Source organism: Streptomyces sp. 549, assembly GCF_030124175.1.
Lineage (GTDB): Bacteria > Actinomycetota > Actinomycetes > Streptomycetales > Streptomycetaceae > Streptomyces.
On record NZ_JASKMT010000004.1, the window covers coordinates 237,840 to 262,683 of the forward strand.

The following is a 24,844-nucleotide window of genomic DNA, read 5'->3' on the forward strand; positions in this document are numbered from 1 at the left end:
TCTCCTCCGCTCTCCGTCGGGCTCGTCCGCGTCGGTGCGCGGGCGGGCGGGTCGGTCCCTCTCCGGTGTCCGCAGCGGGCCGACTCAAACGTGGACGAACCGGAGGTAGCCGGTGGTCGGGGGCAGTGGGCGGGTGCGGTGGGCGCCGGTGCGGCGGGCAGGGGCGGGAACGACGGCGGGCCGCCGTTCCCGCAGCGCGGGGACGGCGGCCCGCCGGGCGGAGGCCGGCCGGTCAGCCGACGAGGACTCCGTCCCCGGCCCGGCGCGGGGCGCGGGCCTCGGAGCGGGAGCGCAGGCCTTCCACGGCCCAGCGTCCGGGGCCGAGGGCGGCGATCAGCAGGAACGACCAGCAGAACAGTGCGGCCGGTTCACCACCGTTCTCCATCGGGAACAGCCCGGCGGACTGGTGCTTGACGAAGTAGGCGTAGGCCATCGAGCCGGAGCACACCAGGGCCGCGGCCCTGGTGCCGAGGCCGGCCAGCACCAGCGCGCCGCCGACGAGCTGGATGACCGCGGCCCACCAGCCCGGCCACTGGCCGACGGCGGGCGCCGTGCCGTGCGCGCCGCCGAGCACGCCGAAGAGCGTGGCGGCGCCGTGGCAGGCGAAGAGCAGGCCGATGACGATGCGGTAGACGCCGAGGACGTGGTCACGGGAGGCGTCGAGGAACTTCACGCGGCGGCCCTCCCCTGCACGGGGTGGCGGACGGGTGCGGGGGTGCCTGGGTGCGGATGGATCGTGGATCGCATGGGGGCTCCTGGGAGTGGGGAAGAGCTGTGACTGCATGCGAGGACGAGCGATCGCCCGGGTGGTCTAGACCCATTGAGACGGTAGCGAGCCGCTCGGCCATTCGTCTAGACCAATGACCCGGGCGATGTCGCACCGGGAACGCGTGGCGGAACGTCGGACGACGATCCGGCGCCCGGCCGCGGCACCCGCATGCGGCGCCGGACAGCACGGGGACGGGAGAGCAGGACGGGGCCGGCGGGGAAGACGAAGGCGAAGGGGAAGGGGAAGAGGAACGACCGGGACGGGAACGCACGCATCGTCAGGCGGCAGCCCGGGACAGCCGATGGAGCCCCACTCGACTCCGCCGCCGGTCCGCCGACCGCACCACCCCTCAACCAGACCGCACCGGGCGCGCCCGGTGGATCAGCGCAGGACGCGGTCCTTCAGGACCGGGAACTCCTCGCGCACCCGCGCCAGTTCACCCAGGTCCAGCTCGGCCGTGACGACCTGTTCGGTCGCGTCGGGCGCCTCCGCCAGCGTCTCGCCCCAGGGGGCGATGATCGCGCTGCGGCCGGCCTGCGGCACCCCGGCGTGGCTGCCTGCGGTGCCGCACGCCAGGACGTACGCCTGGTTCTCCACCGCGCGTGCCCGGGCCAGCAGGTTCCAGTGCTCGGCCCGCTTCTCGGGCCAGCCGGCGGCCACCACGAGCAGTTGCGCGCCGCCGTCGGTCAGTGCCCGGAAGAGTTCGGGGAAGCGCAGGTCGTAGCAGGTGGCCAGGCCCAACCGGGCACCTGCGGCGGCCACGGTGACCGGCGCACTCCCGGCCGACATCAAGGTGGCCTCGCCCCGGTCGAAGCCGAAGCGGTGGATCTTGCGGTAGGTGGCGGCGAGCGTGCCGTCGGGCGCGAACACCAGCGCGGTGTTGAACAGTTCGCCTCCGGCCGTGCGCTCCACGACCGACCCCGCGTGCAACCACACGCCCGCGTCGCGCGCCGCCTGAGCCATCGTCACCGCCGTCGGCCCCTCGGCGGCGGACTCGGCCGCCTCCTCGAAGAGGTCGAAGGCGAAGGCCCCGACGGGCCACAGTTCCGGCAGTACCACCAGGTCGGCGGCGGACTGCTCGCGGACCAGCGCGGCGGCGCGTTCCCGGCGCGAGGTGACCGACTCGTCCGGGTCCACACCGATCTGGATCAGGGAAGCGCGCACCGTACCACCGTCCGTGGGTCCGAGGGGGTTAAACACCCCCCGTCAAAGCGTCCTACGATCGTCACTCAAAAGCACTGCCGGGGTGCCTGTCCGCAGACTAACTTGAGAGCACCCACACCCGCGAACGATCGATCCGCACCGCTGCCATGAGGGGTCCTGTGACCGAGCATCCACGCCTTCAGCCCTATGTTGACGCCTGGACTCACTCCATCGAGGCCATATCGGAGCTGGTGAGGCCGCTCGTCGAGGGCGAGTGGAACCGGCCCACCGAGTGCCCGTACTGGTCGGTGCGCGACGTGGTGTCGCACGTCATCGGCATCGAGTGCGAGCTGCTCGGCGACCCGAGGCCCATTCACACGCTGCCCCGCGACCTGTTCCACGTGACGGACGAGACGAGCCGGTACATGGAGGTGCAGGTCGATGTGAGGCGGCATCACACCGGCCCGGAGATGACCAGCGAGCTGGAGTACACGGTGATCCGCCGCTCCCGGCAGCTGCGCAACGAGAAGCGGCAGCCGGACGCGGTGGTGCGATCGGTGCTGCCGGGCCGCGAGGAGATCACCCTCGAACAGCAGTTGCGGATGCGGGCGTTCGACGTGTGGGTGCACGAGCAGGATCTGCGGCGCGCGGTGGGGAAGCCGGGTGGACTGGACGCGCCCGGCGCGCTGATCGCGCGGGACGTGCTGCTTTCCGGGCTGCCGAAGGTCGTCGCCAAGCGCGCGTCGGCTCCGGCGAACTCGGCGGTGGTGTTCGACGTGAGCGGCCCGGTGGAGTTCCTGCGCACGGTCCGCGTGGACCACGACGGGCGCGGCAGCGTGACCGGCAGCCCCTCGCTCGGCCCGCTGGTGACCTTCTCCCTGGACTGGGAGACGTATGTGCGGCTGGCCTGCGGCCGGGTCCGGCCGGGAGCCGTACGGGACCGCGTCAAGATCGAGGGTGACCCCGGCCTCGCCGACGCCATCCTGGACAACTTCGCCGTCACGCCGTAACCCCGTCCGCAGCGCCGCCTCCCGGGCACGGAACGCGGCGCTCGCACCGGCGGCGCACCGGCGTGCGCCCCGGTGTTCACACCGGCACGTGCACCGCCTCGACGCGGCTGGCGACGAGGCGCTCGCGTTCCCGCCGGTCCGCCTGCCGCCGCAGGCGCAGGATCTGGCTGACGCCGAGCGCCTGCAGCAGGAAGACACTGGCGAAGGCGATGCGGAAGTTGTCGCCGGTGAGGTCGAGCAGCACGCCGACGGCGAGCAGCGTGGTCATCGAGGCGGTGAAGCCGCCCATGTTGACGATGCCCGAGGCGGTGCCCTGCCGCTCCGGCGGGTTGGCCGGGCGGGCGAAGTCGAAGCCGACCATGGACGCCGGCCCGCACGCTCCCAGCACCACGCACAGCACGACCAGCGCCCACAGCGGCGCCCGTCCCGGCCAGGCGAGCACCGCGCCCCACACGACGGCGGTGGCGGCGACCGTGCCCAGTGCGATCGGCGCCCTGGCCCGGTGGTGGCGGGCGATGACCTGCCCGTAGACCAGCCCGACGGCCATGTTGGACAGCACGACGACGGTGAGCAGCGCGCCCGCGTCGGCGACCGTCAGGCCCTGCGCGCGGACCAGGAACGGCAGCCCCCACAGCAGCAGGAAGACCATCGCCGGGAACTGGGTGGTGAAGTGCACCCACATGCCCAGGCGGGTGCCGGGCTCCCGCCAGGCGTCCCCGATCTGCCGCCGCACGTAGCCGCCGCCGGTGCGCCGGACGGGAGGCGGGCCGTGGCCCTCGGGGTGGTCCTTGAGGAACGCCAGGACGAGGACGAGGACGAGCAGGCCGCCGGCCGCGCTGCCGGCGAACGTCGGCGTCCAGCCGAAGGTGTTCAGCACCCGGGCCAGCAGCAGGGTGGTGACGAGGTTGCCGGACATGCCGATGAGTCCGGCGACCTGCCCGATGAGCGGCCCGCGCTTGGCGGGGAACCAGCGCGAGCCCAGGCGCAGCACGCTGATGAAGGTCATCGCGTCGCCGCAGCCCAGCAGCGCCCGGCAGGCCAGCGCCACCGGGTAGGACTCGGACAGCGCGAAGCCGAACTGGCCGGCGGTGAACAGCACGATGCCGAGGGTCAGGACCTTGCGCGTCCCCCAGCGGTCGACGAGCAGGCCGACGGGTATCTGCATGCCCGCGTAGACGAGCAGTTGAAGGATGGAGAAGGTCGACAGCGCCGAGGCGTTGATGTCGAACCGCTCGGCGGCGTTGATGCCCGCGACGCCCAGACTCGTCCGGTAGGTGATGGCGACGAAGTAGACCGAGACGCCCAGGCCCCACATGAGCACGGCCCGCCGTCCACCGGGCGGGTCCCCCGGCAGGCGGACCGCGGACGTGGAACTCATCGCACCTCTCCGCGCAGCAGCAGGTGCACCGAGCCGACGTGCCGGTGCACGGCTTCCACGGCGGCGTCGGTGTCGCCGGCGGCGACCGCGGCGAGGATCTCGGCGTGCTCGGCGATGTTCTTGGCGATCCGCTCGGGATGGGCGTGCATCACGGCCACGCCCATGCGCAGCTGGCGGTCCCTCAGCTGGTCGTAGAGGCGGGTGAGGATCTCGTTGCCGCTGCTGCGCACCAGGGTGGCGTGGAAGCAGCGGTCGGTGGCGGCGACCTCGGCCAGGTCCCCGGCTGCGGCCTGCTCGCGCTGCTGGTCGAGCAGTTCCCCGAGCCGTTCGACCAGCCCGGCGGGCACGGGAACGGCCTTGCGCACCGCGTGCTCCTCGACGAGCAGCCGGGTCTCCACGACGTCGCCGATCTCCTGCGCGGACACCGGGAGCACCAGGGCGCCCTTCTTGGGGTAGAGGCGGATCAGCCCCTCCACCTCCAGCCGCAGCAGCGCCTCGCGCACCGGTGTGCGCGACACCCCGACGGCCTCGGCCAGCTCACCCTCGGTGAGCAGCTCGCCGCCCGCGTAGTCGCGTTCCAGCACGGCCTGCTTGACGTGGGCGTAGACCCGCTCGGCGGCGGGCGGCTGCTTGGCCGGCGGCTGCCCGGCGGCCGTGGCAGCCGACGCGGGAGACGCGGGAGACGCGGGAGACGCGGGAGACGCGGGAGACACAGCCGTGGCAGCGGTGGTCGGGGGTTTCCCGGGAGACCCCGCTGAGGGCGCTGAGGGCGCTGAGGGCGCTGAGGGCGCTGAGGACGCTGCGGCACGGGCGGTGGTCGGCGTGGAGGTCCTCATGCGCACACCTTAGATACAACAGGTATGCGTCCGGTACTCGATTCCGGGATGCGGACGGCCGCGGAACGGACGGCGGCCGGGATGCGGCATCAGGGCGCGGACCGGCGTCGTCACGCGGGTGGCACGGCGCAGGCCCGGCACGCGCGTGGCGTGCCGGGCCCGTGGAGGCTGCCGTGGCGGGAGGCTGCGGGTGGGCGTCAGCCCTTGCCGGTGGAGACCGTCAGCTTGACCTGGTCCTTCTTGGGGTCCAGGGCCTCGTAGTTCTTCGGGGACTGCTTCAGCACGGTGTTCTTGCCGTAGATGTTCTCGTCCTCGTAGGAGATGTCCGGGTCGAGCACCCAACCCGCCTCACGGATGCAGTCCTTGACCGAGTCCAGGTGTTTGAAGGTGAGGTCGGGCATCGACTTGCGGGGCTCGTCCTTGTCCCGGTCCTGGAAGTAGTCCCGGGCCTCCGTGCACTCGGCGGCGTTGATCGTCTTGGTCTTGTCCTCGTCCTTGAAGGCGCTCTCGTCGTCGTCATCGTCGTCCGGGTCACTGCCGGTGCCGGCGGCCGGCTCGCCACCCACGTCGGCGGACGGGGACGGGCGTGCCTCGGGCTCCTCGTCGTCACCGACCATGATCCCGATGACGATCAGACCGGCCAGCACCACCAGGGCGGTCACCGCCGCGATCGCGATGAAGGTGACCGTGCGGTTGCCGCCACCGCCGCGCTGCGGCTGCTGCTGGTGCGGCGCCATGGTGTAGGCGGGCGTCGGGTAGCCGTGCTGGTTGTGCTGGTTGTGCTGGCCCATCGGCATCGCGCTGCCGGGCGGCGGCGTGGAGGGGCCGTAACCGGGCTGCATCGGGCCGTACGGCGTCTGGTAGCCGGCCGGCGCCTGCTGGCCCATCGGCATCGTGGTCGGCGGCGGAGGCGTGCCGGTCGCGTTGACCGGCGGGAACACCGACTGGGCGACACCCGCGCCGCTGTTCGCCGGCGGGCCGCCCGCGATGATGATCGGCGAGGAACCGCCGGTGGCGCCTGAACCGCCGATGCGCCTGCACTCCTGGAGCATCGCCTCGGCGCTGGGGAACCGCTCGTTGGGGTTCTTGCGCAGCGCCCGCGCGACCAGCGCGTCGACCGCCGGGGGCACCGCCCGGTTGATGGACGACGGGGTCGGCGGCTCCTCCTGCACGTGCGCGTAGGCGATCGCCAACGGCGAGTCCGCGTCGAACGGGAGCCGTCCGGTGAGCAGTTCGAACAGCATGATGCCGACCGTGTAGAGGTCGGACCGGGCGTCCACGCCGCGACCGAGCGCCTGCTCGGGCGAGAGGTACTGCGGCGTGCCGACGACCATGCCGGTCTGCGTCATGGAGGTCACACCCGACTGCATGGCCCGGGCGATGCCGAAGTCCATGACCTTCACCACACCGCGGCGGGTGATCATGACGTTGCCGGGCTTGATGTCGCGGTGCACGAGGTTCATCTCGTGGCTGGCCTCCAGGGCCGCCAGGACGTCCCCGGTGATCTGCAGCGCCTTCTCGGTGGGCATCGCGCCGTGCTCGGCGACGTCCTCGTCGAGCAGGCCGCGCAGCGGCTTGCCGTCCACGTACTCCATGACGATGTACGGCACCAGCGCGCCGCCCATCGTGTCCTCGCCGGAGTCGAAGACCGAGACGATGTTGGTGTGCGTCAGCTTGGCGACGGCCTGCGCCTCACGGCGGAACCGCTCACGGAAGGCGGCCTCGCGGCCCAGCTCGGAGTGCAGCGTCTTGACGGCGACCTGCCGGTCGAGGACCGAGTCGTAGGCGAGGTGCACGGAGGCCATGCCGCCCGCGCCCAGCAGACTCCGCAGCTGGTAGCGGCCGTTGCCGACCGTCCGGCCCTCGTGCGTCTCGGGACTGCCCGACTCCCCGCCTGCGTCGCTCATCTGACTGCTTCCCCCTAGGCGCCGGAGGCCAGCCACGGACCGGGCTCTGCGCGTGTACGGTTGCTACTGATCGGGATACCTGGGCCAGTGTGCCCCAGGGGTGTGACGAGTCAAGCTGCTTGCCCGTTCCGTGACCCGATGCACGACCATGCTCGGAAATGATACGTGCGGGTGCCTGGGCCGAACTTGCCAGCCCCTGCCGGGAGCGGGTTGGATGACCCCTTCCACCACCCCACACGCTCTCCCGCCCCTGCGGGGTTCCAACCACGGCGAGGACTGATGGCACAGAGGCAGGCCGCCGGAGGCCCTTCGGAGCCCGACGAGACGGGCGGCGGCTTGGGCTCCCCCGACTTGGGCTCCCCCGAGTTGTGGGGGAAGAACGGCGTCGTCGGTGACGGCCGCTACCGCCTCACCGGCAGGCTCGGCCGCGGCGGCATGGCGGAGGTCTTCGCAGCCGAGGACGTGCGGCTGGGCCGGACGGTCGCCGTGAAGCTGCTGCGCACCGACCTCGCCGAGGACCCGGTGTCCAAGGCCCGCTTCACCCGCGAGGCGCAGTCCGTCGCGGGCCTGAACCACCACGCCGTCGTCGCGGTCTACGACTCCGGCGAGGACACCGTGGACGGCAGCGTGGTGCCGTACATCGTCATGGAGCTGGTCGAGGGCCGGACCATCCGCGAGTTGCTGCTGAGCGCGGAGGCGCCGCCGCCGGACCAGGCGCTGATCATCGTCTCAGGGGTGCTGGAGGCGCTGGCGTACAGCCACCAGCACGGCATCGTGCACCGCGACATCAAGCCCGCCAACGTGATCATCACGCACTCCGGCGCGGTCAAGGTGATGGACTTCGGCATCGCCCGCGCGCTGCACGGCGCGTCGCAGACGATGACGCAGACCGGCATGGTCATGGGCACGCCGCAGTACCTCTCGCCCGAGCAGGCGCTCGGCAAGACCGTCGACGCGCGCTCCGACCTCTACGCCACCGGCTGCCTGCTCTACGAACTGCTCTCGCTGCGTCCCCCGTTCACCGGCGAGACGCCGCTGTCCGTGGTCTACCAGCACGTGCAGGACGACCCGGTCCCGCCGTCCGAGGTGTCCGACGACGTGCCTCCGGAGCTGGACGGCCTGGTGATGCGCTCGCTCGCCAAGGACCCGGACGACCGCTTCCAGTCGGCCGAGGAGATGCGCGGCCTCGCCCAGTACGCGCTGCGCCAGCTCCAGGAGCAGGGCGGGCACACCGGCGGGCTGTGGAACACCGGCGCGGTGATGGCGGGCGGCATGTCGCCCCACCACACGGCGGAGACCAGCCGCTACCCGACGCACGGCGACACCTCGCAGCTCGGCCCGCCGATGCTGATGGGCCGTCCGGACCGTGACGACGGCGGCTTCGAGGGCGGCACCCGCGACGGGGGCCGGGGCGGCAGCGGCGTCAAGTACGCGCTGATCGCCTTCTTCGCCGTGCTGGCGATCGCCGGCGGCATCTTCTTCGCCACGCAGGGCGACGACAACAAGGAGAACCGGAACCCCGTCACGGAGACCTCTCCCACTCCGAGTGAGAAGGAGACGGAGAAGGAGTCGCCCAGCCCCTCCCCGTCCCCGACCGAGGAGGAGGACCCCACCACGGGCGGCAACTGGAACGAGACCCCGCAGCAGCCGCCGTTCACTCCGCGCGAACCGGAGCAGCCGCCCCAGACCGACCCCACCGGTGACCCCACCGGCACCGTCTCCGGCGGGACCGACGGCGGTGTCGACGGCGGCACCACCGAAGGCACCCAGGGCACCACCGACGGCGGCACGACCGACGGCGGCACCTCCCAGGGCACGACCGAGGGCGGCGCGGCCCAGGGCGGCCAGCAGGGCGGCGCGGCGCAGGGCGGCACCGACGCCGGCGGCGCGGACGTCGCGGGCGGCGGCGGCGACCCCGAGGGCGCCGGCTGACGCTCGCCCCTCCCCGCGGCCTCTGCGGCCAGCGGTCTCCGCGCATCGCGGCCTCCACGGCCGGCCCGTCTCGTACGGGCCGGCCGTCCGCACGTCCGGGGCGTCTGCGCCCCTCCCCGGCGGCGACGCCATCGCGGTCTTCCGCCCCAGGAGCACCCCGCACCCCCTCTACACCATCCGTCCCTCCCGGCGCAGCACATCACTCAAAGCAGCCGGTTGATTGCTCTTGGTGATCTAGCATTTCGGTTGTGCAAGCACTCGGAGCGCTCCCCTCGCGCACCCTCACCACCCTCATGCGCCGTTTCCACGCCGGGGAGCCGCTCAGCTGTGAGCCGCTCACCCAGGGCTTGCTGAACCGGGGCTACCGCATCTCCACCACCCGCGGCTTGTTCTTCCTCAAACACCACCTGGACGGAGACCCGGAGGCCATCGACCGCCAGCACCGGGCCACCCGCCGGCTGGACGCGCTCGGCGTGCCCGTGGTGCCGCCGGTCCCCACGGGGGACGGCCGCACGGTCGCGGTGGTCGGCGGCGGCTGCTTCGCGCTGCACCCCTGGGTGCAGGGCCGCCACCGGGACGGCGGCGAACTGACCTGCGGCCAGTCGCGCCGCCTGGGCGCCCTGCTCGGCCTGGTGCACGTGCGGCTGGAGCAGGTGATACCGCAGTCGCCGGGGCCCGGCGGCGACCCGCACCCCAGCGCCGACCCGGAGCAGACGCACCGCCTCATCGACGAACTGCTGGCGCGGGTGCGCACCCGCCGCTCCCCCGACCCCTTCGACGCCCTCGCCGAGCACCGGCTGACCGAGCGGCGGCGGCTGCTGCGCGAGCACGGCCACCGACGCCCCGCGGCCGGGACCGAGCCGGTGGCCGGCTGGGTGCACGGCGACTTCCACCCGCTGAACCTGCTCTACCGGGACGAGGCGCCCTACGAGCCGCTGGCCATCGTCGACTGGGACCGGCTCGCGGTGCAGCCGCGCGCCGAGGAGGCGGTACGGGCGGCGGCGATCTTCTTCGTGCGCCCGGACGGCCGGCTGGAGCTGGACAAGGTCCGCCGGTACGCCCGCGCCTACCGCCGCGCGGCGGGCGCGGACGTCGGCGAGCTGGCCGCCGCGGTGCACCGGGTGTGGTGGGAGCGGCTCAACGACTTCTGGATGCTGCGCTGGCGCTACCAGCTCAGGGACCGCCGCGCCGACCCGCAGTTCCCGGCCGCCGCCGCCCTCGTCGTCTGGTGGACCCGCGAGTACGACCAGGTCCTCGCCGCCTTCTGCGACTGACGGTGACGGCTCAGCCACTCAGCCACTCAGCCTCCCGCCCAGGCCGCCCCGGCCGCCCAGGCCACTCAGGCCCGGCGGACCGGGCCCGGCGGCGTCGGGCGTCAGGGCCAGGGGTGGCGGGTCGGCTGGTCGGGGGCGAGGCGGGCCACGTAGGCGGCGGCCTGGGCGCGGCGTTCCATGCCGAGCTTGGCGAGCAGCCCGGAGACGTAGTTCTTGACCGTCTTCTCCGCCAGGTGCAGTCGCTCGCCGATGGCCCGGTTGGTCAGGCCCTCGCCGATCAGGACGAGGATGCGGCGCTCCTGCTCGGTCAGGCGCCCCAGCCGCTCGTCGGGGCGGGGCCGGGCGCCCTGGCGCAGCCTTTCCAGAACGAACTGGGTGGCGGCGGGGTCCAGCAGGGACCGGCCTGCGGCCACCTCCCGCACTGCTGCCCGCAGGGCCTCGCCGGGCGCCGACTTCGGCAGGTGCCCGGACGCGCCAGCGGTGACGGCGTCGAACAGCGCCTCGTCGTCCGGGTGCGGGGTCAGCATGAGGCAGTGGATGTGCGGGTGGCGGAAGCGGATCTCCCGGCAGACGTCGATGCCGCTGCCGTCGGGCAGCCGCACGTCGAGCACGGCGACGTCCGGCTGCGTGCGCGGGATGCGGTCCAGCGCCTCGGCCACGGTTGCCGCCTCACCGGCGACGAGGATGCCGGCGTCACCTGTCCGGGCCTCACTCGTCAGGCCCTCACCCGTCAGGGCCTCGCGCACTGTGCGGCGGACGTCCTCCTGATCATCCAGTAGGAATACCGTGATTTTTCCGTCTTCGCGCACAAAACCAGTCTCACATACTGACCCCCTGCTTGCTCTTCCCGTGGAAGTACCCCCCGGGATAACGTGCGCTTGTCCTTCGGGCTTGCAAGGCTGTGACCAGTGATGTTCCAGGCTTTCGCGATTTACTTGGATTTCCAAGGAAAATTGCAGGTCAGAACGGTTTCCCACCACTGTGGGGTTACTGGGTAACGTGCTCTCCAGCGGGCCGTCGAACGGGACACTGTCACCGCTCGGTCCGTCCGCGCCGCACCCACCCCGTGCGCCGCAGCGGCACCGGGCGAGCCGCACTGGCTCATCCGGAAGACCCCGGGGGCCGGACAGACGGAGGAGCACTCGTGACCGTGGAAAGCACTGCTGCGCGCGACAAGGCGCGCCGCAGCACCACACGCACAACGGCGGAGCCGCCGGCCGAGGCATCGGCTGAGGCACCGGCGAAGGGGCCGACCAAGGCTCCCGCCAGGTCCGCCGCCAGTCGGCCGGCCGCCCGGAAGTCGACCAGGCCCGCGAAGGGCCGGGGCACGACCGCCCCGAAGGCCGACACGGACACCGCCGCGCGGGGCGCCGCCGCGGCGCAGGACGGCGAACCGCAGCTGGTGCAGCTGCTGACCCCCGAGGGCGAGCGGGTCGAGCACCCGGACTACTCGATCGACCTCAGCGCCGACGAGCTGCGCGGCCTGTACCGCGACATGGTGCTGACCCGGCGGTTCGACGCGGAGGCCACCTCGCTGCAGCGGCAGGGCGAGCTGGGCCTGTGGGCGTCGCTGCTCGGCCAGGAGGCCGCCCAGATCGGCTCGGCGCGGGCCCTGCGGGACGACGACTACGTCTTCCCGACCTACCGCGAGCACGGCGTCGCGTGGTGCCGGGGCGTGGACCCGGCGAACCTGCTGGGCATGTTCCGCGGCGTGAACAACGGCGGCTGGGACCCCAACAGCAACAACTTCCACCTCTACACCATCGTCATCGGCTCGCAGACCCTGCACGCCACCGGTTACGCGATGGGTGTCGCCAAGGACGGGGCCGACTCGGCCGTCGTCGCCTACTTCGGTGACGGCGCGTCCAGCCAGGGCGACGTGGCGGAGGCGTTCACCTTCTCGGCCGTGTACAACGCGCCGGTGGTGTTCTTCTGCCAGAACAACCAGTGGGCGATCTCCGAGCCCACCGAGAAGCAGTCCCGGGTGCCGATCTACCAGCGCGCCCGGGGCTACGGCTTCCCCGGTGTGCGGGTCGACGGCAACGACGTGCTCGCGGTGCTGGCCGTGACGCGGGCCGCGCTCCAGCACGCCCGGTCCGGGCAGGGCCCGATGCTGGTCGAGGCGTTCACCTACCGGATGGGCGCCCACACCACCTCCGACGACCCGTCGCGCTACCGCGCCGACGACGAGCGGGTGGCGTGGGAGGCGAAGGACCCGATCCTGCGCCTGCGCGCCTACCTGGAGAAGGAGGGGCTGGCCGACGAGGCGTTCTTCGCCGCCCTGGAGACCGAGAGCGAGGAGCTGGGTCAGCAGGTGCGGGAGAAGATCCGCAACATGCCCGACCCCGACACCATGGCCATCTTCGAGAACGTCTACGCCGACGGCCACGCGCTCGTCGACGAGGAGCGCGCCCAGTTCGCCGAGTACCTGGCGTCCTTCACCGACGAGGAGGGCAACTGACATGGCCGGGAACACCAGCAAGCTGCCCATCGCGAAGGCGATCAACGAGTCGCTGCGCACCGCGTTGGAGAACGACCCCAAGGTCCTGATCATGGGTGAGGACGTCGGCAAGCTCGGCGGCGTCTTCCGGGTCACCGACGGCCTGCAGAAGGACTTCGGCGAGGACCGCGTCATCGACACCCCGCTCGCCGAGTCCGGCATCGTGGGCACCGCGATCGGCCTGGCGCTGCGCGGCTACCGCCCGGTGGTGGAGATCCAGTTCGACGGGTTCGTCTTCCCCGCCTACGACCAGATCGTCACCCAGCTCGCCAAGATGCACGCCCGTGCGCTCGGCAAGGTCCGCATGCCCGTCGTCATCCGCATCCCCTACGCGGGCGGCATCGGCGCGGTCGAGCACCACAGCGAGTCGCCCGAGGCGCTGTTCGCGCACGTCGCGGGCCTGAAGTGCGTCTCGCCCTCGAACTCGGCCGACGCCTACTGGATGATGCAGCAGGCCATCGAGAGCGACGACCCGGTCATCTTCTTCGAGCCGAAGCGCCGCTACTGGGACAAGGGCGAGGTCGACACCTCCGCCATCCCCCACCCGCTGCACAAGGCCCGCGTCGCCCGGACCGGCAGCGACCTCACCCTGGTCGCCTACGGGCCGATGGTGAAGACCTGCCTGGAGGTGGCGGCAGCCGCCGAGGAGGAGGGCAAGTCGCTGGAGGTGGTCGACCTGCGGTCGATCTCCCCGATGGACTTCGACACGATCCAGAGCTCGGTGGAGAAGACCGGCAGACTGGTGGTGGTGCACGAGGCACCGGTGTTCCTGGGCTCCGGCTCGGAGATCGCCGCCCGCATCACCGAGCGGTGCTTCTACCACCTGGAGGCGCCGGTGCTCCGCGTCGGCGGCTACCACGCGCCCTACCCGCCGGCCCGGCTGGAGGACGAGTACCTGCCCGGCCTGGACCGGGTACTCGACGCCGTCGACCGCGCACTGGCGTACTGAGAGGCTGAGGAGTCGTGACGATGACAGCAACTGCGGCTGCGAACGCCCAGCGCGTTCGGGAGTTCAAGATGCCCGACGTGGGCGAGGGACTCACCGAGGCCGAGATCCTCAAGTGGTTCGTGCAGCCAGGTGACTCCGTTACCGACGGCCAGGTGGTCTGCGAGGTGGAGACGGCGAAGGCGGCGGTGGAGCTGCCGATCCCGTTCACCGGCACGGTCAGCGAGCTGCGCTTCGGCGAGGGCACCACCGTCGACGTCGGCACCGCGATCATCACCGTGGACACCGACCCCGGCGCCGGCGGCACACCCGCCCCGAGCGCCCAGGACCCCGCCCAGGTCCCGGTCGAGGCCCCGGCCTCGGCGGAGGCCCCGGCGGCTGCCGACTCCGCGGCGGAGAGCGAGGAGGGGGACGGCAAGCGCCAGCCCGTCCTCGTCGGCTACGGCGTGTCGACGGCGTCCACCAAGCGCCGCCCGCGCAAGCCGCAGCCCGGCCAGCCCGGCCAGGAGGCACCCGGGCAGGCCGAGGCCCGCGCGGCCGTCCAGACCGAGCTGAACGGTTCCGCGCCCCCGGCCGCTCAGGCACCTGCCCCGGGCGCTCAGGCACCGGCCCCGGAGGCCCAGGCTGCACCGGCCCCGGCGCCCGAGGGCCGTCCGCTGGCGAAGCCGCCGGTGCGGAAGCTGGCCAAGGACCTCGGCATCGACCTGGCCGCCGTCACCCCGACCGGGCCCGACGGCGTCATCACCCGCGAGGACGTGCACGCCGCCGCCGCGGCCCCGGCCGGTACCCCGGCGCCCGGCGCCGCACCGGCCGCCTCGCCCGTCGCGGGCCGCGACGCCGGACCGGCCCCGTCGGTGGAGCCGCAGTCGCTGGCCGCGATCCGCGAGCGCCGGGTGCCCGTCAAGGGCGTGCGCAAGGCGACCGCCGCGGCGATGGTCTCCAGCGCGTTCACCGCGCCGCACGTCACCGAGTTCGTGACGGTCGACGTGACGCGGACGATGAAGCTGGTGCAGCAGCTCAAGGAGGACCCGGAGATGGCGGGGCTGCGGGTCAACCCGCTGCTGCTCGTCGCCAAGGCCCTGCTCGTCGCCATCCGCCGCAACCCGGACGTCAACGCCTCCTGGGACGAGCAGAACCAGGAGATCGTCTACAAGGACTACGTCAACCTGGGCATCGCCGCGGCCACCCCGCGCGGACTGATCGTGCCGAACATCAAGGACGCGCAGGCCAGGACGCTGCCGGAGCTGTCCAAGGCGCTCAGCGAGCTGATCGCCACCGCCCGCGAGGGCAAGACGTCACCGGCGGACATGCAGGGCGGCACGGTCACCATCACCAACGTCGGCGTCTTCGGCGTGGACACCGGCACGCCGATCCTCAACCCCGGCGAGTCGGCGATCCTGGCCTTCGGCGCGATCAAGGACCAGCCGTGGGTCCACAAGGGCAAGGTCAAGCCCCGCAAGGTCACCACGCTGGCGCTCTCCTTCGACCACCGCCTGGTCGACGGCGAGCTGGGCTCCAAGGTCCTGGCCGACACCGCGGCCGTGCTGGAGCACCCCAAGCGGCTCATCACCTGGAACTGAGCACGCGCACACCGTGCGCCGGGACCCGTCACCGGGCCGGGCACACGGCCGTGAACGGCCCGGAGCCCCGGTACGCCTCGCCTGAGCGAGCGCACCGGGGCTCCGGCCGTGTGCCCGGTGGTGGCGGCGGGCCCTTAGATCAGAGGTAGGGGCCGGAGCGGGCCGGGCCCTGGTCGCCAGGTCCCTCGTGGCCGTCGGGCATCACCCCGGGCGGCAGCGCGCGCCGCATCTGCTCCAACTGGGCGCGCGCAGCCATCTGCTGGGCGAACAGGGCGGTCTGGATGCCGTGGAACAGGCCCTCCAGCCAGCCCACCAGCTGGGCCTGGGCGATGCGCAGTTCGGCCTCGGTCGGCACCACGTCGTCGGTGAACGGCAGCGAGATCCGCTCAAGCTCCTCGATCAGCTCGGGGGCGAGCCCGTCCTCCAGCTCCTTCACCGAGCTGGAGTGGATCTCCTTCAGCCGCACCCGGCTCGCCTCGTCCAGCGGAGCCGACTTGACCTCCTCCAGCAGCTGCTTGATCATGCTGCCGATACGCATCACCTTGGCGGGCTGCTCGACCATCTCGGTCACCGGGGTCTCGCGCGCCCCCTCCTCGCCGCTGCCCCCGGCCGCGGTGCTGCCGAGCGCCATCCCGTCCGGGCCGACCACCAGGACCTGCTGACTCTCCTGCGAGCGTTCGTTCATCGGCTGTGTCATACCTCCATTCTGCACGGCGCGCCCCAGGCGATCACCGGCGGAGGCGATCACCGGCGGAACCCGCGGCACCGGTCACCGGTGCCGCAGACGAAGGCCGAGGAAGGCCAGTCCGAGGCCGACGCAGGCCAGCCCGGCACCCAGCGGGAGCACCGGCAGCAGCTCACCGCCCTGCGGGAACGCCAGCTGCTCGCCGTAGCGCTCCTCCTCCTCGTCCGCGTACAGGTCCCAGTCGCCCAGCTCCTCCTCGCTGACCTCGCGAGCGGGAATCCAGCGCTGCGGCGCGGGGGGCTGCGGCGGCGGAGCCGTCCGCGGCACGGCCACGTCCACCGGCTGCCGGGACGGCGAGGGCGAGGGCGACGCCGACTCGGGGGACGGCGACGGGGACGGCTCGGCGTCCGGCGACGCACTGCCCGACGGCGACCCGGACGGCGACGGAGAACCGGACGGCCAGTGCGGATGCTCGCCGTGCCCCTGCCCGTGACCGTGGCCGTGGCCCTGCCCGGGCGGCCCGTTCCCCGGCTCGAAGGGCAGCAGCATGCCGCCCTCACCCACCGGGTAACGAGCGGTGGGCGACGGGGACGCGTCAGCCGGGGGAGCCGTCGAGGCCACCGCCACCGAGGCCGGCGGCATCGCGGCCAGGACCACGCCGACGACAAGCCCCCTCACGGACGCCTTCACGAGCTCTGATCCCTCCCGTATCCGGACACCGATTGCAGTGTTACCAGCGTCACATGAACGGCGGAGTCCGGCATCTCGACCCGAGAGGTTGACGGAGCGTGAATCCACCGGCATGGACGACGGTTCAACGGGTCAGCAGGATCTTGCCGACATGGCTGCTGCTCTCCATCGTCCGGTGCGCCTCCGCGGCCTCGGGCAGCGGAAGTTGACGGTCCACCACCGTCCGGATGCGCCCGCTCTCGACCAGCGGCCACACGTGTTCCCGCACGGCCGCCACGATGGCGGCCTTCTCCGCGACGGGCCTGGCCCGCAGCGTGGTGGCGGTGATGGCGCCGCGCTTCGCCAGCAGTGCGCCCAGGTTCAGCTCGCCCTTGCGTCCGCCCATCAGGCCGATCACCGCGAGACGCCCGTTCACGGCGAGCGCGTCGATGTTCCGGGCAAGGTACCTGGCGCCGATGATGTCCAGGATCACGTCCGCGCCGTGGCCGTCGGTGGCCTTGGCCAGCTCCTCCACGAAGTCCTGCTCGCGGTAGTCGATGAGCACGTCAGCGCCCAGCTCCGCGCACCGCCGGAGCTTGTCCTGGCTGCCCGCGGTCACCGCCACCCGCGCGCCGACCGCCTTCGCCAGCTGGATCGCCATCGTCCCGATGCCGCTGCCGCCACCGTGCACGAGCAGCGTCTCCCCCGGCCGCAGGTGGGCGATCATGAAGACGTTCGACCAGACCGTGCAGGCCACCTCGGGCAGCCCCGCGGCCTCCACCAGGTCCGTACCGGCCGGAACCGGCAGCAGCTGCCCGGCCGGCACGGCGACCTTCTCGGCGTAGCCGCCGCCGGTCAGCAGGGCGCAGACCTCGTCGCCGACGTTCCAGCCCGACACGTTCGGCCCGATCGCGGCGATCCGGCCGGAGCACTCCAGACCCGGGTAGGGGGAGGTGCCCGGCGGCGGGTCGTAGAAACCCTGCCGTTGCAGGGTGTCCGCACGGTTGACGGCCGAGGCCACCACGTCGATCAGGACCTCACCCTCCCCGGGCACGGGGTCGGGAACTTCGGCCCACACGAGCGCCTCGGGGCCACCGGGTTCGGAAATGGTGATCGCATGCATACAACTGAAGCTACCCCGGGCCCGCCCGGCCACGCAGACACGTCCCCCGCCCCGCCGCCCCCTGGGTGGCACTCAGCCCCGACGGCGCTGAACGGGTGACAGAGCGCGGTGACGGGAACCGGCGTCGCTCGTTCCGCAGTGGGAACGGGCACAACGTCCCGACGCACACCGGTCAGCCGCCGACGGCCGGGCCCTTGGAGGTTGCTCGCACATGCTCACCACCTCACACCTGCCCACCACCGATGCCACCGCCCACCCCGGCCGTCCGTCCCCGCTGGGTTCCGCCGACGAGAACCGCCTGGCGCTCCAGGCCAAGCTGACCGAGTTCGGCGTCCCGCCCGCCCCCGGTGACCGCACCGCGCTCGCCGAGCTGTCCGCGCTGGACTCGGCCATCGTCTCCACGGTCGTCCAGTGGCTCGCCCACGTGGCGACGGCGACCACCGCCCCGGCCACCACCATCGACACCACCATCGACACCGCCACCGCCATCGACACCGCCACCCGAACGCCTCCCGGCGGCACGCAGGTTGCGCCCCCGCCACCCGCCGACCCGCGCCACGTCGTCTCCGGAGCCCCGCTCCCGCCCCCGCGCAACGCCGTCCGCGTGGACCCCCGTCTGCTCTCCTGGTGACGGCGGGGCAGCCCGCCTGCGTTCCCGTCCCCCGTCCGCGTGCCGCCTGCGCCTGCACTCGCTCGCGTGCGCGAGACCGAGTGCGTGCGCGAGTGCGTGCAGTCGGCAACCCGCATCCCGGTGGACATCCCGGTGCATCACATCCCGGTGGATCGCACGCCGGTTGGGCGGGCTCCGCTACCGCCCCCTCGTCCGGCACAGCGAGCACGGGAAGGGGCACGGCGGCACCGGCGCGCCGACCGTCAGCAGAAACGTGCCGCCCCAAGCGGGACGCGGCGCATGGGGCGCCGAACCCCCATCGGAAGACGGGTGTTCGGAGGGTGGTGCGGCGGACCGGCTGACACCTACGCGCCCGTCAGCCGCCTCTGCGGCCCCACGACCGGGCGGCGTCATGACCCCACGACCGGGCGGCGTCACGGGCCCACCGGGCAGCGTCACGGGCGCCCCCGGGTGCTCCGCCGGTTGACGTCCCGCAGCGCGGCGCTCAGTCCCCGCGGCGTCCGGCCGGTGGGCGATGCCTCACCGGAGGACGGTCCGGGACGGCAGCGGTGGCACGCGCACGGCGGGAACGCCATGCTGCCGGGCGGCAGGTCCGCGCCCTCCGACTGCGGCCCGTCGGCCGGACGGCGTCCGGGCGGGGCGGCGACGGCCCGGCGGTCCGCGCCGCGCCGCACGGCGGCGGCGAGCCGCAGCGCCACCTCCGGTGGCACACTGCCCAACTCCACGAGCCGGACCGGCCCTGCGGACCCGTCCCACACCGACACGTCCACGGCCAGCGCCGGAAGGTGCACGTCCGCCGCCTCCAGCGCGTCCCGCAACGCCCTCGCCGCCAGCTCCGCCTCGGCACGCGCACCGCGCGCGATCACCGCGCGCCCCAGCGCCGCAGACCGGCCAGCACGTCGCGCAGGCAGGCCGTGTCCAGCTCGTCCGCGTCCCGCAGAACGGGCCCGCCGACCACGGAGGGTGGCGCCTCGGCCCACTGCCACCCCGCCGCCCCCAGCACCGGCACCAGCGTCAACCTGACCTGATGCATCACCCGTTCGAGGTCAGAGTCGACAACGGCACTCGTCTTCGTCATAGGCACCTCAGCTCTGTCGCGTAGTACAGAAAGCGCAGAAGTCACTCTCCGTGCCTCCAGCGTCGCCCTTCGGCACATACGCTCACAACAACATCCGTGTGCCTGGAATCGGCTGTCACGAGGGGGAACATGAATCGACGCAGCGCGGCGAACGGTCAGGCCGCCACCACCGCCGCCGTCTTCGGTGAGGTGCTGCGGCATCTCCGCGACAAAGCCGACCTCACCCAGGACGAGTTGGCCGGACGCATCCCCTGCGACCGGTCGCTGATCGCCCGCATCGAATCAGGCACCCGGGTGCCGCAGGCCGCCTTCGCGGACACCTGCGACCGGCTGCTCGCCGCCCAGGGCATGCTCACCCGTCTCTGGCACCGCATCGACTGGTACCCGCAGGTCGAACACCCCGACTGGTTCCGCCGCCGAGCCGAGATGGACGCCGTCGCGGTGGCGCTGCGCGAGTACCAGAACCAGGTCATGCCGGGACTGCTCCAGACCGAGGAGTACGCGCGTGCACTGTTCTCCCGCGTCGCAGGAGTGACTGCCGAGGAATCCGAGGAGCGCGTCCGGGCGCGAATGAGTCGGCAGCAACGCTTCCTACGCCCCGACGGTCCCCTGCTCGTCGTCGTCCTGGACGAGAGTGCGATCCGGAACGCTGTCGGCGGGACCGCAACCATGTGCAACCAGCTCGGTCATCTCCTCGACGTACGTGCGCTGCCGAACATCTGCATCCAGGTGGTTCCCTGCGATAACCCGGCAGCCATCCGACCGAACACTTCCATGTCCCTGATCTCGCTACCCGGCAAGGAGAGTTGGCTCTACTCGGAGTCTCTCGACCGTGGCCACTTCTCGAACGATCCGGCGACCCTCGCGAGACACAGCCGCACCTATGATGTGCTTCGAGGGGAAGCCCTGTCCGCACGCGACTCCGCAGCTTTGATCAGCGACCTGAGGGAAGGCCTTCGTCATGGCGAATCAGCGCCCCCGCACGTACACGTGGATCAAGAGCAGCTACAGCGGCGACAACGGCGGCAACTGCGTCGAGGTGGCCCCCGGTACCCCCGGCTGCGTGCCCGTCCGTGACAGCAAGAACCCCCACGGCCCCGTGCTCACCCCCACCCGCGACGCCTTCGCGCACTTCCTCACCGCCGTGAAGACCGGGCAGCTGTGACCGGGACGCGTCCGTCCTGATCCCTCTGCCTCACTCCATCCCGAGAGGCGATATGCACCTTTCGATGGTATCCATGAAGCGTCGCTGCTCCTACCGGGGTGGCGTGTTTCGGCCGAACGGCTGCCACTGACCCGGCAGCCAGCCGGGAGGAGCTTCATGGACGACTACCCGCTGCTCAACCTCTTCTGGTCGATGCTGCACATCTTCCTGTTCGTCGTCTGGTTCTTCCTGCTCTTCAAGACACTGACAGACGTGTTCCGCAGCAAGGACCTGGGCGGATGGGGCAAGACGGGCTGGACCGTCCTCATCCTCGTCCTTCCCTACCTGGGCGTCCTCATCTACCTCATCGCGCGCGGCGGCTCGATGGCCTCACGGGACCAGGAGCAGGCGCAGGCAGCCGACGCCGCTCTCCGCTCCTACATCAAGAACGCCGCGGGCACCTCAGCCGACGGCGAGGCCTCCGGCCACGTCGCGGAGCTCGCCAAGCTCTCGGAACTCCGCACCAGCGGAGCGCTCTCGGACGACGAGTTCCAGAAGGCGAAGGAAAAACTCCTCGTCTGAGCCCGGACTCGCCCGGCCCTGCAACCGGCCCGGCGCTCCCGTACGGGGGAAGGGCCGGACGCAGGGCCGTCGTTCGTGCCGCCCGCTCGTACGCACCCTCGTGCCCGAAGGGGGCGGCATCGTCGGGCTCGGATCAGAGCGTGTCGCCGCCGTGGGCGACGACTGCGGCCTGCACCCGGTTGGCCACCTCCAACTTGGCGAGTACGCCCGCGACCCGGTCCTTGACCGTGGCGGGCGCGATGCCGAGCCGGTCGGCGATCTGCACGTTGGAGCGACCGACCGCGAGCAGGTCGAGCACCTCCCGCTCACGCGGGGTGAGGCGGGCCAGCCGCGCGTCATCGGGACGCGTACGCAGATAGCCGTCCCGTACGACGTCCGCCACCGCGCGCGAGTAGACGGTACGGCCTGACGCCAGCAGTCTCACCGTGTCGACGAGTTCCTGCGGAGTGGCGTCCTTCAGCAGGTAGCCGGCCGCGCCCGCCCGCAGGGCGGCGGCGATGTCTGCGTCTGCGGCGAAGGTGGTCAGCATGGCGACCTCGGGCAGTTTCGTGCAGCGCCGCAACTCGGCGAGAACGGCGAGCCCGTCCATGCACGGCATCCGCAGATCCAGCAGGACGACGTGCGGGCGATGGCGCAACACCGCGTCCACGGCCCCCGGTCCGTCACAGGTCGCGGCGACCTCCACGTCCGGCGCGGAGTCGAGGATGGTCTGCAGGCTGAGTCGGAAAAGTCGTTCGTCGTCCACGACCACGACCTTGACCACGGCCCTGCCCAACCTGTCGCCTCTCCCCGCCGCCAACCTCCAGATGATCTTACAACCGCGTCGTCATGGTGACTCTGGTCCGGTTCGCGGGGCGGGGCACGCCCCGCGAACCGGACCAGCAGGGCTCAGCCCTCAGGCCTCACCCTCCGCCCACTCCCCGGACTCGATCCGGAACTGCTCCACCAGCTCCTCGTACGTCTCCTCGATCTCCTCGTCCGGACCGTGCAGCGCACTGGACCAGGGGATCTCGCACGGACCGTCGTGCTCCGGCTCGGGGCACAGCAGCCGCTCCGCCCGTTCGAGTAGGTCCTTCGCCTGCCCGTGCGTCGCGTAGACGCCCAAGCGCAGCTCGTAGAGCTGTCGTTCCTGTGACACGACTCGATCTCCTAGATCTCCTTGCAGTGCCTCTTGTAGTAGCCCTTCGGCACCTTGACGTTCTTCTTCGCGTCGTTCACCGCCGCGACCTTCGTCTTGCCCTTGCCCTTGCCCGTCTCCTTGCGCACGGTGTGGCCGCCCTTGTTGGTCACGATGTCGCAGCGGACCGTGGCCCTGTACACCTTGCCCTTCTTCGCCGCCGGGGCGGCAGCCGCCAGCTCGAACGGCGCCGCCTCGCCCGACACGGCCCGGCCGGCCGGGGCCGCACCGGCCGCACCGGCCGCACCGGCGGAGTCCTGGTCGGCGGCGTGCGCCGCCGTCGGGGCCAACGTCAGCAGTGAGGCCGTGATCGCGGCGGACAGGGCGAGGACAGAGGTGCGACGTATCGCGATGGAGTTCATGGCGCCTTCCAAGGAGTCGACGACGGATTCCCGGACCGGTCGATCAGGTCCGGAACCACACCATGCCGATGGAACGGCCCGCGGCGGCACCACCGATCGGTGGTGCCGGACGGCCGGTGAGGGGCACCCGGCAGGACGCTGCAACGCGTACGCCGACGGGCTGACCTTGATCCCTGGCGGTCTCGTTCTGGGGGCTCCCCGGTTCTCATCCCGTGGGCGGAAGAGCCGGCCGACCCCGCCTACCTGAGAGTGACGCGCGGAGGAGGCCGCGCTCCGTATCGTGCTGGAGTCTGTCCGTCGGACCCCGTCGGACCAGGGCGGCCTCAACGCGAGGCGCGTTCTCGCCACTGGCGTACTGGGCAGACCCGGGCCGCCGCCACTTCCGGCGCCGCGTCCCGCATTCGCACCACCGCACCAGGAGCACCCCTGTGTCCACCCCCGCCCGGCACCGCCGTGCCGTCGCCCTGCTCACTCTGACCGCGCTTGTCGGCGGGCCACTCAGCGGTTGCACACCACTCGGCGGACAGCCGAATGCTGACGCGGCCCTCTCCGTACCTGCGGAGCTGCGCCGGTTCTACGAGCAGGAACCGAAGTGGAAGCCGTGCGGCGAGGAGGAGTGCGCGAGCCTGACCGTGCCCATGGACTACGACAAGCCCGATGACGGCAGGACCTTCACACTGCCCCTCATCCGGGCCGCCGCCACGACTCCCGGCAAGCGCCTCGGGTCGCTGGTGTTCAACCCGGGCGGGCCCGGCGAGTCAGGGATCGCACTGCTGGAGGACGGCGGCGCGGAGTCCTTCAGCAAGCGGATACGGGCGCGCTTCGACATCGTGGGATTCGATCCGCGTGGCGTGGCGGGCAGCAAGCCCGCCGTCGACTGCGGGACGGATGAGGATCAGGAGCCCGAGGAAGAGCCGGAGGAAGAGCACGGCCAGGAAGAGGCGCACGGGGAGGAGTTGCTGCCTCTGCACCCCACGACCGATGAGCAGCGCAGAGCCCTGGTCGACCAGGCCGACAGCGCCGCCGCCGCGTGCCGCGAGCACAGCGGCGACATCCTGCCGCACGTCGGCACCACGAATGCCGCCCGTGACATGGACGTGCTGCGCTCGGCGCTCGGCGAGGAGCGGCTGACCTACCTGGGCTGGTCGTACGGCACGTCGCTGGGGACGACGTACGGGGAGCTCTTCCCCCACCGCGTCCGCGCGATGGTCCTGGACGGGGGCATCGATCCGGCACTGGACTGGTCCCAGCGGGCCCTCAGCCAGGCTGCCGGATTCCGCAAGGCCGTACGGGACTTCGCCGAACAGTGCGCCGACGTGGCCGGGGACGCCTGCCCCGGCGACACCCCGCGGGAGATCCGGTCAGTGGTCGACGGCCTGTACGAGGCCGCGGGAAACGGGACGGCGGACTTGGACGTCGGCACTTTGCACACTGCGATCGTGATGTCGATGTACACGCCGGAGGACCAGTGGGAGGAGCTGTCCACGGGCCTCTCCGAGGCGGCGGCCGGTGACGGCGCGCGGCTGGAGGCAATCGCCGCCGGCGAGGAGTACTCCGACGAGGAACAGCCCGAGGAGCACCCCGATGAGGAGGAGTCGGCTGGCGGCGAGGCGGACTCGGGCGATCCCGGGACCGACGAGGGTGAGGAGGACGAGGGCGAGGAGGTGTTCAACTCCGACGACGCTCTGACTGCCGTCAACTGCCTGGACGTTCCGCATCCCAAGGACCCCGAGGCGTACTGGAAGGTCATCGACAAGGCCCACCGCGCCCAGGGAGACTTCGGCTCGGACGCCGTGGTCGCCGGGCTGAGCTGCCGGAACTGGCCGACGCGCGGCCCCGGCCCGCACAGGGTCAGTGCCGACGGCCTGCCGCCGGTGCTGGTGGTCGGCACCACAGGGGACCCCGCGACCCCGTACGAGGAGTCCGTGAGCCTGGCCTCGCAACTCCCCGGCGGCATGCTGCTGACCTACGAGGCCCCCGGCCACCTGGCGTACGGCCGAGGCAGCGCCTGCGTGGACACAGCGGTGGACCGGTACCTGATCGACCTCGCACCGGTGAAGCCCGGGAAGACCTGCTGACCGCCGACGCATGCCAGTCGGGTGAGGACGCCGGGACGGC

Annotated in this window: 25 protein-coding genes; 11 read left to right on the forward strand and 14 right to left on the reverse strand. The window is 72.1% G+C overall.

What is annotated here, in order from left to right; genetic code table 11:
* Positions 1–232 precede the first annotated feature (232 nt).
* Together QNO07_RS07085 and QNO07_RS07090 are read right to left on the reverse strand one after the other, a co-directional pair.
* On the reverse strand, positions 233–673 hold the full coding sequence (locus QNO07_RS07085) for a DoxX family protein (protein WP_283990763.1): 441 nt from the start codon (positions 671–673) through the stop codon (positions 233–235).
* 477 nt (positions 674–1,150) lie between these two features.
* A complete protein-coding gene (locus tag QNO07_RS07090; RefSeq protein WP_283990764.1) occupies positions 1,151–1,933 on the reverse strand; it encodes a carbon-nitrogen family hydrolase in 783 nt (260 codons plus the stop codon).
* Positions 1,934–2,091: 158 nt separating this feature from the next.
* On the opposite strand from QNO07_RS07090, the gene QNO07_RS07095 reads away from it, so the two are divergent.
* Positions 2,092–2,922, forward strand: a complete 831-nt coding sequence (locus tag QNO07_RS07095; RefSeq protein ID WP_283990765.1) for a maleylpyruvate isomerase family mycothiol-dependent enzyme — start codon at positions 2,092–2,094, stop codon at positions 2,920–2,922.
* Between the two features lie 76 nt (positions 2,923–2,998).
* Here QNO07_RS07095 and QNO07_RS07100 read toward each other — a convergent pair whose 3' ends face one another.
* The 3 genes from QNO07_RS07100 to QNO07_RS07110 all read right to left on the reverse strand — a co-directional run bounded on the left by QNO07_RS07100 (position 2,999) and on the right by QNO07_RS07110 (position 7,043).
* The gene (locus QNO07_RS07100; RefSeq protein ID WP_283990767.1) at positions 2,999–4,300 is read right to left on the reverse strand and encodes an MFS transporter; all 1,302 of its coding nucleotides are present in this window, start codon (positions 4,298–4,300) and stop codon (positions 2,999–3,001) included.
* Positions 4,297–5,013: a GntR family transcriptional regulator gene (locus tag QNO07_RS07105; protein ID WP_283990769.1), complete on the reverse strand. Its 717-nt coding sequence runs from the start codon at positions 5,011–5,013 to the stop codon at positions 4,297–4,299. The genes QNO07_RS07100 and QNO07_RS07105 overlap by 4 nt, the downstream gene beginning before the upstream one ends.
* A 320-nt stretch (positions 5,014–5,333) precedes the next feature.
* A complete protein-coding gene (locus tag QNO07_RS07110; protein ID WP_283990770.1) occupies positions 5,334–7,043 on the reverse strand; it encodes a protein kinase domain-containing protein in 1,710 nt (569 codons plus the stop codon).
* A gap of 279 nt (positions 7,044–7,322) precedes the next feature.
* On the opposite strand from QNO07_RS07110, the gene QNO07_RS07115 reads away from it, so the two are divergent.
* A complete protein-coding gene (locus QNO07_RS07115) occupies positions 7,323–8,975 on the forward strand; it encodes a protein kinase domain-containing protein (RefSeq protein ID WP_283990772.1) in 1,653 nt (550 codons plus the stop codon).
* Positions 8,976–9,268: 293 nt separating this feature from the next.
* The gene (locus QNO07_RS07120; protein WP_283990898.1) at positions 9,269–10,249 is read left to right on the forward strand and encodes a phosphotransferase enzyme family protein; all 981 of its coding nucleotides are present in this window, start codon (positions 9,269–9,271) and stop codon (positions 10,247–10,249) included.
* Between the two features lie 101 nt (positions 10,250–10,350).
* Here QNO07_RS07120 and QNO07_RS07125 read toward each other — a convergent pair whose 3' ends face one another.
* Entirely contained in the window at positions 10,351–11,058 is a 708-nt protein-coding gene (locus tag QNO07_RS07125) for a response regulator (RefSeq protein WP_283990773.1), read from the reverse strand.
* 335 nt (positions 11,059–11,393) lie between these two features.
* Here QNO07_RS07125 and pdhA point away from each other — a divergent pair, with 335 nt between their 5' ends.
* The 3 genes from pdhA to QNO07_RS07140 are packed head-to-tail and all read left to right on the forward strand — an operon-like array spanning position 11,394 to position 15,275.
* On the forward strand, positions 11,394–12,710 hold the full coding sequence (gene pdhA, locus QNO07_RS07130) for a pyruvate dehydrogenase (acetyl-transferring) E1 component subunit alpha (RefSeq protein WP_283990774.1): 1,317 nt from the start codon (positions 11,394–11,396) through the stop codon (positions 12,708–12,710).
* Position 12,711: 1 nt separating this feature from the next.
* Positions 12,712–13,698, forward strand: a complete 987-nt coding sequence (locus QNO07_RS07135; RefSeq protein WP_283990775.1) for an alpha-ketoacid dehydrogenase subunit beta — start codon at positions 12,712–12,714, stop codon at positions 13,696–13,698.
* Between the two features lie 20 nt (positions 13,699–13,718).
* Complete coding sequence (locus tag QNO07_RS07140; protein ID WP_283990777.1) at positions 13,719–15,275, forward strand: dihydrolipoamide acetyltransferase family protein; 1,557 nt, start codon at positions 13,719–13,721, stop codon at positions 15,273–15,275.
* A 139-nt stretch (positions 15,276–15,414) separates the two neighbouring features.
* Here QNO07_RS07140 and QNO07_RS07145 read toward each other — a convergent pair whose 3' ends face one another.
* The 3 genes from QNO07_RS07145 to QNO07_RS07155 all read right to left on the reverse strand — a co-directional run bounded on the left by QNO07_RS07145 (position 15,415) and on the right by QNO07_RS07155 (position 17,752).
* A complete protein-coding gene (locus QNO07_RS07145) occupies positions 15,415–15,972 on the reverse strand; it encodes a bacterial proteasome activator family protein (RefSeq protein ID WP_283990778.1) in 558 nt (185 codons plus the stop codon).
* A 72-nt stretch (positions 15,973–16,044) separates the two neighbouring features.
* Positions 16,045–16,650, reverse strand: a complete 606-nt coding sequence (locus QNO07_RS07150) for a hypothetical protein (protein WP_283990780.1) — start codon at positions 16,648–16,650, stop codon at positions 16,045–16,047.
* Positions 16,651–16,774: 124 nt separating this feature from the next.
* Positions 16,775–17,752 carry an NAD(P)H-quinone oxidoreductase gene (locus QNO07_RS07155; RefSeq protein ID WP_283990782.1) on the reverse strand — a complete coding sequence of 326 codons (978 nt, stop codon included), beginning with the start codon at positions 17,750–17,752 and terminating at the stop codon, positions 16,775–16,777.
* A 211-nt stretch (positions 17,753–17,963) separates the two neighbouring features.
* Here QNO07_RS07155 and QNO07_RS07160 point away from each other — a divergent pair, with 211 nt between their 5' ends.
* On the forward strand, positions 17,964–18,383 hold the full coding sequence (locus QNO07_RS07160; protein ID WP_283990784.1) for a hypothetical protein: 420 nt from the start codon (positions 17,964–17,966) through the stop codon (positions 18,381–18,383).
* 434 nt (positions 18,384–18,817) lie between these two features.
* Here QNO07_RS07160 and QNO07_RS07165 read toward each other — a convergent pair whose 3' ends face one another.
* Together QNO07_RS07165 and QNO07_RS07170 are read right to left on the reverse strand one after the other, a co-directional pair.
* Entirely contained in the window at positions 18,818–19,249 is a 432-nt protein-coding gene (locus tag QNO07_RS07165) for a hypothetical protein (protein WP_283990785.1), read from the reverse strand.
* The gene (locus QNO07_RS07170) at positions 19,246–19,461 is read right to left on the reverse strand and encodes a hypothetical protein (protein ID WP_283990786.1); all 216 of its coding nucleotides are present in this window, start codon (positions 19,459–19,461) and stop codon (positions 19,246–19,248) included. Before QNO07_RS07170 ends, QNO07_RS07165 begins: the two co-directional genes overlap by 4 nt.
* A 129-nt stretch (positions 19,462–19,590) precedes the next feature.
* Here QNO07_RS07170 and QNO07_RS07175 point away from each other — a divergent pair, with 129 nt between their 5' ends.
* From QNO07_RS07175 to QNO07_RS07185, 3 genes are all read left to right on the forward strand, one after another.
* Positions 19,591–20,538 (forward strand): helix-turn-helix domain-containing protein, encoded by a 948-nt coding sequence (locus QNO07_RS07175; RefSeq protein ID WP_283990787.1) that lies wholly within the window; start codon positions 19,591–19,593, stop codon positions 20,536–20,538.
* Positions 20,501–20,626: a DUF397 domain-containing protein gene (locus QNO07_RS07180; RefSeq protein WP_349636813.1), complete on the forward strand. Its 126-nt coding sequence runs from the start codon at positions 20,501–20,503 to the stop codon at positions 20,624–20,626. The genes QNO07_RS07175 and QNO07_RS07180 overlap by 38 nt, the downstream gene beginning before the upstream one ends.
* 156 nt (positions 20,627–20,782) lie before the next feature.
* A complete protein-coding gene (locus QNO07_RS07185; RefSeq protein WP_283990788.1) occupies positions 20,783–21,187 on the forward strand; it encodes an SHOCT domain-containing protein in 405 nt (134 codons plus the stop codon).
* Positions 21,188–21,320: 133 nt separating this feature from the next.
* Here QNO07_RS07185 and QNO07_RS07190 read toward each other — a convergent pair whose 3' ends face one another.
* The 3 genes from QNO07_RS07190 to QNO07_RS07200 form a co-directional block, all read right to left on the reverse strand.
* Positions 21,321–21,932 (reverse strand): response regulator, encoded by a 612-nt coding sequence (locus tag QNO07_RS07190; RefSeq protein WP_283990790.1) that lies wholly within the window; start codon positions 21,930–21,932, stop codon positions 21,321–21,323.
* Between the two features lie 150 nt (positions 21,933–22,082).
* The gene (locus QNO07_RS07195; protein WP_283990791.1) at positions 22,083–22,325 is read right to left on the reverse strand and encodes a hypothetical protein; all 243 of its coding nucleotides are present in this window, start codon (positions 22,323–22,325) and stop codon (positions 22,083–22,085) included.
* A gap of 11 nt (positions 22,326–22,336) precedes the next feature.
* The gene (locus QNO07_RS07200) at positions 22,337–22,726 is read right to left on the reverse strand and encodes a hypothetical protein (RefSeq protein WP_283990792.1); all 390 of its coding nucleotides are present in this window, start codon (positions 22,724–22,726) and stop codon (positions 22,337–22,339) included.
* A 428-nt stretch (positions 22,727–23,154) separates the two neighbouring features.
* Here QNO07_RS07200 and QNO07_RS07205 point away from each other — a divergent pair, with 428 nt between their 5' ends.
* A complete protein-coding gene (locus QNO07_RS07205; RefSeq protein WP_283990793.1) occupies positions 23,155–24,804 on the forward strand; it encodes an alpha/beta hydrolase in 1,650 nt (549 codons plus the stop codon).
* Positions 24,805–24,844 lie beyond the last annotated feature (40 nt).